This window comes from Acinetobacter sp. (genome assembly GCF_045628685.1).
Classification (GTDB): Bacteria; Pseudomonadota; Gammaproteobacteria; order Pseudomonadales; family Moraxellaceae; genus Acinetobacter.
In genome coordinates this window covers 51,056-61,351 of record NZ_JAZQPV010000042.1, presented here as the reverse complement: position 1 = coordinate 61,351, position 10,296 = coordinate 51,056, and the positions used below count along the sequence as shown (strand labels likewise).

Here is a 10,296-nt window from a genome sequence, read left to right as displayed (position 1 = left end):
GAACTCAAACTTAAGAAAATTTACGCTTTTAGCTAAAATGCATATGAATTGAGCGTCTTTGGCAGATAAAGTATTAGGAAATTGAAATAAAAACGGATTTTTATCCAAAGAAAGCTTAAAATTTAATGGTTAAATCATCCTGTTTTGTATATCTTCCAATGTTGTCATATAATATGGCACTTTCAAAATTGCAATTACTATTTCTATATCGAGGAAGCCATGCAAGTAACTTCTGAAGCGGTTTCGGGCGTTGCCCGTCGTTTAAATGTATCTGTACCGACGAGCCGTGTGAACGAGCAATTTGAAGCTCGTTTAAAACGCACTGCTAAAACTGTGAAGATCAACGGCTTCCGTCCAGGTAAAGTGCCTTTAAATGTTGTACGTCGTGAATATGGCGCAGGCATTTATCAAGAAGTTGTGAACGATGTAATTCGTGACACAGTATTCGAAGCAATTCAGCAAGAAAAAATCAATGCTGTTGGCATGCCAAACATTGATAAAGTTGAAAACAAAGAAGACGCTCTTGTTTATGAAGCAACTGTAGAAGTTTATCCAGAAGTTGAAGTGAAAGCTTTTGACGCTTTGGAAGTTGAACGTAAAACAACTGAAGTTAACGACAAAGACGTTGACCAAATGATTGAAAACCTTCAAAAACAACGTCAAACTTGGGCTGAAACCAAAGGCATGGCTAAAAAAGACATGCAAGTAACTTTCGATTTCGAAGGTACTGTTGACGGTGAGAAGTTTGAAGGTGGTACTGCTGAAGACTTTAAACTTGTTTTAGGTTCTGGTCGTATGATCCCTGGCTTCGAAGACGGCATCGTTGGTATGAAGAAAGGCGAAGAGAAAGTTATTGATGTAACTTTCCCTGAAGACTACCAAGCTGAAAACCTTGCGGGTAAGGCTGCACAGTTTAAAATCACTGTAAAACTCGTTGAAAAACCAAAACTTCCAGAAATTGATGCTGAATTCTTAAAAATCTTTGGTTTGACGGAAGAAGAAGGCGTTGAAAAATTAAAAGCTGACGTTCGCAAAAATATGGATCGTGAAGTGAAAAACGGTCTTCGTAACCAGGTTAAAGCTGCGACTTTTGACGCGCTTGTAGCTGCAAACGAAGTTGAAGTTCCTGAGTCTATGTTGGCTCAAGAAATTGACCGTCAACGTCAACAAATGATTCAACAATTCACTCAACAGTTTGGTGCTCAAGGTGCGCAAGCATTTGACAGCAGCATGCTTCCAGATGACTTGTTCAAAGAACAAGCTCAAAAAGCAGTTAAATTGGGTGTGTTGGTCAGCAAAGTTTTAGCTGATGCTAAAATTGAAGTAGATCCTGCTCGTGTTGAAGCTTACATCGACGACATGGCTTCTTCTTATGAAGATCCTACTGAAGTAATTGAATACTTCAAAAATGACAAACAACAACGTGCTCAAATCGAAGCAGTTGTGTTAGAAGATCAAATTGTTGATCACATTTTGGCATCTGCTAAAGTGACTGATAAAGCTGTAAGCTACGAAGAATTGTTGAAAGAGCAACAAGCTCGTCAACAAGGCTAAGTTTAGCTGATCGAGAAAAGGCGCGTCATGCGCCTTTTTTTATGCATTGGCATATACTGAACATGTACTGAATTAACAATGCTGATGCAAAAAATATCTGTTATTTAATTGGGAATATTTTGCAATTTCGACAATTATCCCTCATATTGTGACTATGAGTTGAGTAACAAAAAATTTAGGAATAAATAACGTATGTATGTTCCAACAATTGATAACGCTTTAGTACCAATGGTCGTAGAACAATCTTCTCGTGGTGAGCGTTCTTTTGATATTTTTTCACGCCTTTTACGTGAGCGCGTCATCTTTATGAGCGGTGAAGTTGAAGACAACATGGCCAACTTAATTGTTGCGCAGATGTTGTTTTTAGAAGCAGAGAACCCAGATAAAGATATACACCTCTATATTAACTCACCAGGTGGTTCTGTAACTGCAGGTATGGCGATTTATGACACCATGCAGTTTATTAAACCAGATGTGGTGACTTATTGTATGGGACAAGCGGCATCTATGGGTGCATTCTTGTTAAATGCCGGTGCAAAAGGTAAGCGTTATTGCTTGGAAAATGCCCGTGTCATGATTCACCAGCCACTGGGTGGTTTCCGTGGTCAAGCATCGGATATTGAAATTCACGCTCGTGAAATTCTATTCATTAAAGAACGCTTAAACCGCTTAATGGCAGAGCATAGTGGTCAAGACTATGAAACTGTTGCCAGAGATACTGACCGTGACAACTTTATGACAGCACAAGCTGCTAAAGAATACGGTCTCGTGGATGAAGTGTTAAGTAAACGTCCATAATTTTCAGATTTTAATATTGGAGTGAATATGTCCGAACATCCTCAAGGACAAAAGCATTGTTCATTTTGCGGTAAAACGCAGTCTGAAGTCGGGAAACTGATTGCAGGTGAGGACGCTTACATCTGTAATGAGTGTGTGGACGTATGCCTAGATTTAGTCCAGACCAGTCAGCAAGTCGAATCTGGTGATTGGGCAACTAAACCTTTGCCAAAACCACATGAAATTCGTGCTGCGCTTGATCAATATGTTATTGGTCAAGATGTTGCGAAAAAAACACTTTCAGTTGCAGTTTATAACCATTACAAACGTTTAAAAGTCACCAATTCAGGCCATAAACCTGATGATGCTGTAGAACTTGCGAAAAGTAATATTCTGCTGGTTGGACCGACAGGTTCAGGTAAGACTTTACTTGCTCAAACTTTGGCGCGTCTTCTCGATGTTCCATTTGCCATGGCAGATGCAACCACACTTACCGAAGCAGGTTATGTGGGTGAAGATGTAGAAAACATCGTACAGAAACTTTTGCAAAAAGCTGATTATGATGTAGAAAAAGCGCAAAAGGGTATTATCTATATCGATGAAATCGACAAGATTACCCGTAAGTCTGAAAACCCATCGATTACCCGTGATGTATCGGGTGAAGGGGTTCAGCAAGCGTTATTGAAGATGATCGAAGGTACGGTTGCTTCAATTCCACCACAAGGTGGGCGTAAGCATCCGCAACAAGAGTTCATTCAAATTGATACCTCAAATATCTTATTCATTTGTGGCGGTGCATTCTCAGGACTTGAGAAAATCGTACAACAACGTCAAGAGAAAGGCGGTATTGGTTTCACGGCAGATGTGAAGAAAAAAGACGAAACTAAAAAATTGTCTGATTTATTCCGTCAAGTGGAAGCCAATGACCTAGTAAAATTTGGTTTAATTCCAGAATTCATTGGTCGTTTACCGGTTATTGCAACTTTGGAAGAGTTGGATGAAGAAGCATTAATGCAAATTTTGACTGAACCGAAAAATGCCTTAACCCGCCAATACCAATATTTATTCGGCATGGAAAATGTTGACCTTGTATTTGAAGATTCTGCATTGCGTGCTGTTGCCAAAAAAGCATTAGAACGTAATACAGGTGCCCGTGGTCTGCGTTCAATTCTGGAAAATTCTTTACTTGAAACCATGTATGATTTACCGAGCCGTACCGATGTCGGTACTGTGATTGTAAATGATGCAGTGATCAGCGGTGAAGGAAAGCCAGAGTTAAAGGCAGAGCGTCAACCTAAAGCAGAGACTGAAACTGCGCCTAAAGTAGATTTGAAAGTTGTAAACTCTAAATCTGCTTAATTCGTTATTCGTCTGAAACGTGCGGAAAACTAGTGTTTTCGCACGTTTTTTATTTCCAAAAATAAAACCCGATGTTAATCTAAATTACTAGGTGTGGATGCCTAAATAAAATCAATGAAATAAAATTAATGTCGCGATCAATATAGCGAAAAATTAAGTGTTTAATTGAGTACAAAAATAAAAAATACGCGGTGAGGGAAAATCATGCGTGGAATCTGTATTGCGGTTTGTGCAAGTATTATTTTAATGGGTTGCCATGGTAAATCTGCTGTTGAACATGCTCAAGCTACATCAACCTTAAAACCTGTTGATTTTAACAGCGAACCTGGCTTTATTGAGCAGCACCGTCTGGGTATGTTTACTATTGGAGCTTGGGTCAACCAAAAATTAGGACAGCGCTTTCAGCCTGTACAAGTACAAAATGATCAAGCGGCCATTGTGTACATGTACCGACCTGACAGTAAATGGAACCGTCTAGAAATTGTGGCATCCAGTCTTTTTATTAATAGTGAGCGTATTCCAAGTCTATTGAATAATCACTATTACTGGATGGAATTACCCGCAGGAACGTATCGTTTGTCGAGTAGTCGTCCTTTGGGTACACAGCATTTTCAAAAGCCTAAATATTTAGATTTTACCGTGGAAGCGGGGCAGTCCTATTTTATTAAATATGATGAAGAAAATTTAAGTACCCGTCGTGAAGTTTCTGGACCGTTAATGATCGTGTCTGAAAAAACAGGCTTAAATGAAATCGCATTTACCCAGTTAAAGTCGGAAAGTTTTAACTTTGTGGCCCAAGATTCAAATACAGGTAAGGTACGTAAAAAAGCTCAGAAACTAAAACCAGGGAAATATGATCCTGCGGAAGATGTGCAACTGACTACACCCTTTAAACCATGGGATCCGAGAACGTGGTAAATACACATCTCTGGATTTAAAATACAAAACTTATTGTGGGTTGAATCAGAAATATTTTTTTAGAAATAAAAAAGCACCCCAAAGGGTGCTTTTTTAGCTTGGAAAATTAAACTGCAGCAGCATCAACTACTGGGATTTTACCAATTTTCGCTTGCCAGATTTTTGGTGCAGTTGCGTGAATAGAAGTACCATTCACGTCTACTGCTACCGATACCGGCATATCTTCAACTACAAATTTGTAGATTGCTTCCATGCCCAAGTCAGCAAATGCAACTACTTCAGCTTGACGAACAGCTTTAGACACCAGGTAAGCAGCGCCACCTACAGCCATTAAGTAAGTCGCTTTGTTGTCTTTAATTGCTTCAATAGCAGCAGGACCACGATCCGCTTTACCAATCATACCGAATAAGCCAGTATGTTCTAAAACTTGACGTGTGAATTTGTCCATACGTGTAGCAGTGGTCGGACCTGCAGGACCAACGACTTCATCACCCACTGGATCTACAGGACCAACGTAGTAAATGAATTTACCTTTCAAATCAACAGGTAGTTCTTCACCATTGTTGATCATGTCAACCATACGTTTGTGCGCAGCATCACGACCGGTATAGATTGTACCGTTAAGAAGTAATGTGTCACCTGGCTGCCAAGAGTTCATTTCTTCTTGCGTGATGTTGTCTAGGTCAACACGTTTAGAAGTAGAAGAATCCCAGGTTACAGCAGGGTAGTCAGAAAGTTTAGGCGCTTGAATATGGGCAATACCCGTCCCATCTAGCTGGAAGTGTGCGTGACGTGTAGCCGCACAGTTAGGAATCATACCGACTGGTTTACCCGCAGCGTGACAAGGGTAATCTTTGATTTTAATATCCAGAACAGTCGTTAAACCGCCAAGACCCTGTGCACCAATACCCAAGGCGTTTACTTTTTCGAAGATTTCGATACGAAGTTCTTCTAGTTGGCTTTGTGGACCACGACGAAGCAATTCGTCCATGTTGATTTCTTCCATCAATGCTTCTTTTGCAAGCATCATGGCTTTTTCAGCAGTACCACCAATACCGATACCCAACATACCTGGAGGACACCAGCCTGCACCCATCGTCGGAACGGTTTTAAGTACCCAATCCACGATTGAATCGGATGGATTCAACATCGCAAGTTTAGATTTGTTTTCTGAACCGCCACCTTTAGCAGCAACAGTAATATCTACCTTGTTACCCGGTACGAGTTTGTAGTGGATGACCGCAGGCGTGTTGTCTTTGGTATTTTTACGACCAAAAGCAGGATCGGCTAAAACTGATGCACGAAGAATATTCGAGTTTTCTAGATAACCCTGACGTACACCTTCGTTAATTGCATCATCTAAGCTCATGCTTAAATCAAATTTAACGTCTAAACCAACTTCAAGAAATACGTTAACAATCCCGGTATCCTGGCAGATCGGGCGGTGGCCTTCTGCACACATACGAGAGTTAATTAAGATTTGTGCAATAGCATCTTTTGCGGCTTTGTTCTCTTCACGATCATAGGCACGGCTCATCGCTTGGATAAAGTCTTGTGGATGATAGTAAGAAATGAACTGAAGCGCATCTTTTACCGATGTGATCAAGTCATCTTGCTTGATAATAGTTGTCATATCAAATATCTCTTGAGCGGGCTGTTAGCTAGCGGGCTAAATTATAAGATAAAAAGCAAGTTTTGTGGGCATTTTGACTGCTTTTTGGCCGAAAGTTTAATAGTGAATTTCAGCTGTGGGTCAGTTGTCATTTTGTGCATATTTCTGTAATAAATATGATAAAAGAAAGTTCTATCTGATTAGAAATATGTCATTTATTACATTAATCAGAATGGTTTGAATTTATTTTTCATCTTAAATTATTGAAAATTAATAATTAATTTAATTATTTTAAAGCGTGTTAAATATGACAGCATTGTCATAAAGTTGTCATAAAACTTTTACATAATGAGCTCATCAAATCTAGAGTGTAAGTATATGATTACTGCAGTGGTTTCCGTGGTTGGTTTCTCATTATATATCGTAGCGACATGGTTCTACGGTCAAAAAGAAGATCAGGCTTAAGCTCTATCTTCTTTTTTTTGCTTTAAATTTTATCAAAATAAAAACATTCTGAATCTTCAAATCTTCAAATCTTCAAATCTTCAAATCTTCAAATCTTCAAATCTTCAAATCTTCAAATCTTCAAATCTCGATCTAAATCTAACTATACTATTTTAAAAACTTGATACCTTTGGGAATGAAAGATTAGTCTGAACTTGCACAAAATATTATTGAGACTTATAGAAAACATGCACGGACATGGACAGAGTTACGTGATCAATTCGTTTATGAAAAAACATGGCTCGATCATTTTCTTTTACTGCTTCCAAACATTCAATAATTCTTGATTTAGGCTGTGCTTCAGCGAAGCCTATTGCAGCCTATTTAATTGCACAAGGTCATTCATTGGTGGGTGTAGAGAGTTCTGAGGTCATGATTGAAATAGCGCAGGAAAACTTTCCTGAACAGAACTGAATTCAGGCAGACATGCGTCAGATGAATTTAAGGCAAAAGTTTCAAGGGATTTTAGCTTGGGATAGTTTTTTTTATCTTGCCCAAAATGATCAGCGTGCAATGTTTTCGATATTCCAAAAACATGCTGAGCCAAGAGCGGCATTGATGTTTACCAGTGGTCCACGTCATGGTGAGGCAGTTGGAGATCTGTTTGGAGATGCTTTATATTATGCAAGTCTTGCAGCTGAAGAATATAAGCAGTTATTGAATGATCATGGTTTTCAGGTCATAAAAATGGTTGCTGAAGATGGGGAATGTGCAGGATATACGGTGTGGTTGGCACAAAAAATTGATTAAGCCAGACTAAATAAAAATGTGGAACAATGATTAAATAAATGATCTTTATAAAATAAAAAGAGCAGTTAGCATGATTAGAATATTACTATTAGGGTATATCACTTTTGGCTTGTTATATTTATTTGTTAAATTTTGGCCGATATATTTGGATAAGCCTTTTGAAAAAGCATTGCACATCTATTGGAAACTAAAAATACTGGATGAACCATTAAAAATAAGCTCGATTTTTCCTGATAGTGATACTGTTTGTATATTAGGAGTCTATGAAACTCTCATTGATCCTAAGTTTCATCAATATTTTTCAAAAAATATTATCCAAGATCAGCAAAAATATTTGGAAAAAATACCATCCTATCCCGACCAGAGTCTTTACCTGGTAGCCTTTAGCGGCAATAAAATTCAGCAAATTTTTCGATCGAGTTTTTTTGACGCTAACAGCAAAATGGCTTGTGTAAAATCGAATGGAAATATTTCTATCGTTAAGACTAATAATCCAACTTTAACAAAAATAAAAATAGCTTTAACTGATTAATTCAGCTGAGTTCCATTTTATTTAATCTAATGATGTATACGAAATTTACATAAAAAAAGCCATCCAATTTTTCAATCAGATGGCATGGAGAACTTAGTTTAAGCGTTATTGTACAGCTTGCTGTTCCGCCTGAATCGCAGTCAAAGCAATCGTGAACACGATATCATCCACTAATGCACCACGAGACAAGTCATTTACCGGTTTATTTAAACCTTGCAACATTGGTCCCACACTTACCACATTTGCAGCACGTTGTACGGCTTTGTAGGTGGTGTTGCCAGTATTTAAATCAGGGAAAATAAACACATTAGCACGGCCAGCAACAGGTGAACCAGGGGCTTTGGATTGACCTACACTTTCAACCGAGGCCGCATCATATTGCAATGGACCATCAATCAATAAATCAGGGCGACGTTCTTTAGCAATCCGGGTGGCTTCAGCCACTTTCTCTACATCTGCACCGGTACCAGAAGTACCAGTTGAGTAAGAAATCATGGCTATACGCGGCTCAATACCAAAGGCTTTGGCCGAATCTGCCGATTGAATGGCAATTTCAGCGAGCTGTTCAGCATCTGGATCAGGATTGATTGCACAGTCACCGTAAACGTAGACTTCATCTGGCAATAACATAAAGAACACCGAGGATACCAGTGAGTAATCTGGTGCGGTTTTAATCAGCTGGAATGCAGGGCGAACCGTATTGGCAGTGGTGTGGACTGCGCCAGAGACCAAACCATCCACTTGGTTAAGTGCCAACATCATGGTGCCGAGTACAACGGTGTCTTGTAGCTGTTCACGTGCCTGTAATTCGTTAATTTTACCTTTGCGAAGCTCCACCATTTTTTCAACGTAATTAATACGAATCAGATCTGGATCGATAATTTCAAGATCGTGCGGCAATTCGATATTACGTGCTTTGGCAACCTCAATTACCACTTCAGGTTTCGCCAGTAAAACACAGTGGGCGATCCCCCGTGATTGGCAAATTGCTGCCGCTTGAATGGTACGCGGTTCATCCCCTTCAGGCAGGACAATACGTTTTTTTGCCGCAATGGATTTTTGCACCAATTCATGACGGAAAGCCGAAGGGGACAAGCGTGGTTTGTATGAACCATTCAGGATTTGTACCAGCCAATCCACATTAATGTGACTGGATACGAAACGCGTCACCTGTTCCGCGCGCTCAGTATCATCAACTGGAATTTCATTGCTTAAATTTGACAGGCTTTGTGCAGTTTCAAAAGTACTTAATGAGGTATGCAGAATCGGTAAACCATTCTTAATCGCAGCTTGGCAAAATTCTAGAACAGTTGCATTCGGTTCATGGTGTTCCGTCAGCACCAATCCTGCTAGGGGAATACCGTTACTGCTGGCCAAGCTACTTGCCAATAAAACATCAATTCGGTCAGATGCGCTAATGATCAGTTCACCAGCCACAAATTTATTTAGTTCATGTTCAATATTTGAAGCAATTAAACTGCTGTGTAACACACGACGCTGTGATGCTTCACCCTGGTTAATCCATTCTGCGGAAATATGCGCTGCCAGATCAGAGATGCGCGGAACGCTCAGGGTATTACTAAACGGCACTAAACCAATCACTGGAAGATATTCAGAACCAATATACGCATGGTTTTTTTGAATTGCTGCAACAAATTTATTGGTGTCGCTAATAAGTCGCAGACTTGGATCCAACGTAACAGGGATTTGTGCAGAATCTTCTGGCAAACCTTTGGTACGCATGAACAGTACACCAGCAATACGGTCATTGGCAGTGCCGCCTAAATGGCGTAACTGTGTATCCACTTTGTCCGCAGTCGCGACAGGCTGATTCACATCTGCATTGCTCACCACAATTACTTGGGCATCCAAAGCTTTGGCTAAAGTTGCATTAAACTCGGATGCAAAAGCGTCGCGACTGGTCGGAACCAAACCTTCAACGATAATGACATCATGCTGTTTTGCAATTTGGCGATGTAGGCGTACAGCTTCTTCAAGTAACTCGTCACTTTCACCCAGACCTAGTTGCTGAATAAGCCTTTCATAAGTAATTGGTTCAACTGTTTCACTATTCGATAAATGATGATACAGCGCTGTTGTACGATCCGTTGTTTGATTTTTTTCTTGTGAAAAAGGTTTAACAAAACCGGCTTTCACCCCTTGGCATTCCAAAGCGTAGACTAGACCTAGGCTGGCTGACGTTAATCCTACACCTTCCCCAGTTGGCACCAATAAAATTGTTTTCATAGCTTGATTCTAAATAAAAGGATTCAGTGATGAGTAGCATAAA

7 protein-coding genes and 1 pseudogene are annotated in these 10,296 nt (G+C 39.7%); 6 read left to right on the top strand and 2 right to left on the bottom strand.

Features of this window, described 5'->3' with window-relative positions:
* Positions 1 to 219 precede the first annotated feature (219 nt).
* The 4 genes from tig (at position 220) to ACKI4H_RS05990 (ending at position 4,608) form a co-directional block, all read left to right on the top strand.
* Entirely contained in the window at positions 220 to 1,554 is a 1,335-nt protein-coding gene (gene tig / locus ACKI4H_RS06005) for a trigger factor (protein ID WP_407304453.1), read from the top strand.
* A gap of 192 nt (positions 1,555 to 1,746) precedes the next feature.
* The gene (gene clpP / locus ACKI4H_RS06000; protein ID WP_407304452.1) at positions 1,747 to 2,352 is read left to right on the top strand and encodes an ATP-dependent Clp endopeptidase proteolytic subunit ClpP; all 606 of its coding nucleotides are present in this window, start codon (positions 1,747 to 1,749) and stop codon (positions 2,350 to 2,352) included.
* Between the two features lie 27 nt (positions 2,353 to 2,379).
* Entirely contained in the window at positions 2,380 to 3,690 is a 1,311-nt protein-coding gene (gene clpX / locus ACKI4H_RS05995; RefSeq protein ID WP_407304451.1) for an ATP-dependent protease ATP-binding subunit ClpX, read from the top strand.
* Positions 3,691 to 3,894: 204 nt separating this feature from the next.
* Positions 3,895 to 4,608 carry a DUF2846 domain-containing protein gene (locus ACKI4H_RS05990; RefSeq protein ID WP_407304449.1) on the top strand — a complete coding sequence of 238 codons (714 nt, stop codon included), beginning with the start codon at positions 3,895 to 3,897 and terminating at the stop codon, positions 4,606 to 4,608.
* 106 nt (positions 4,609 to 4,714) lie between these two features.
* Here the strand turns inward: ACKI4H_RS05990 and ACKI4H_RS05985 are convergent, their stop codons facing one another.
* Positions 4,715 to 6,241, bottom strand: a complete 1,527-nt coding sequence (locus ACKI4H_RS05985) for a fumarate hydratase (protein WP_407304448.1) — start codon at positions 6,239 to 6,241, stop codon at positions 4,715 to 4,717.
* Between the two features lie 649 nt (positions 6,242 to 6,890).
* Here ACKI4H_RS05985 and ACKI4H_RS05980 point away from each other — a divergent pair.
* A pseudogene (locus ACKI4H_RS05980) lies at positions 6,891 to 7,474 on the top strand (class I SAM-dependent DNA methyltransferase).
* 70 nt (positions 7,475 to 7,544) lie between these two features.
* Positions 7,545 to 8,006, top strand: a complete 462-nt coding sequence (locus ACKI4H_RS05975; protein WP_407304447.1) for a hypothetical protein — start codon at positions 7,545 to 7,547, stop codon at positions 8,004 to 8,006.
* A gap of 105 nt (positions 8,007 to 8,111) precedes the next feature.
* Here the strand turns inward: ACKI4H_RS05975 and pta are convergent, their stop codons facing one another.
* Entirely contained in the window at positions 8,112 to 10,253 is a 2,142-nt protein-coding gene (pta, locus tag ACKI4H_RS05970) for a phosphate acetyltransferase (RefSeq protein ID WP_407304446.1), read from the bottom strand.
* Between the last annotated feature and the right edge of the window lie 43 nt (positions 10,254 to 10,296).

What these genes read in the sequence shown, in the direction of transcription:
- tig (WP_407304453.1), top strand. Translation starts at nt 220, where the DNA reads ATGCAAGTAACTTCTGAAGCGGTTTCGGGCGTTGCCCGTCGTTTAAAT.
- clpP (WP_407304452.1), top strand. Translation starts at nt 1,747, where the DNA reads ATGTATGTTCCAACAATTGATAACGCTTTAGTACCAATGGTCGTAGAA.
- clpX (WP_407304451.1), top strand. Translation starts at nt 2,380, where the DNA reads ATGTCCGAACATCCTCAAGGACAAAAGCATTGTTCATTTTGCGGTAAA.
- ACKI4H_RS05990 (WP_407304449.1), top strand. Translation starts at nt 3,895, where the DNA reads ATGCGTGGAATCTGTATTGCGGTTTGTGCAAGTATTATTTTAATGGGT.
- ACKI4H_RS05985 (WP_407304448.1), bottom strand. Translation starts at nt 6,241, where the DNA reads ATGACAACTATTATCAAGCAAGATGACTTGATCACATCGGTAAAAGAT.
- ACKI4H_RS05975 (WP_407304447.1), top strand. Translation starts at nt 7,545, where the DNA reads ATGATTAGAATATTACTATTAGGGTATATCACTTTTGGCTTGTTATAT.
- pta (WP_407304446.1), bottom strand. Translation starts at nt 10,253, where the DNA reads ATGAAAACAATTTTATTGGTGCCAACTGGGGAAGGTGTAGGATTAACG.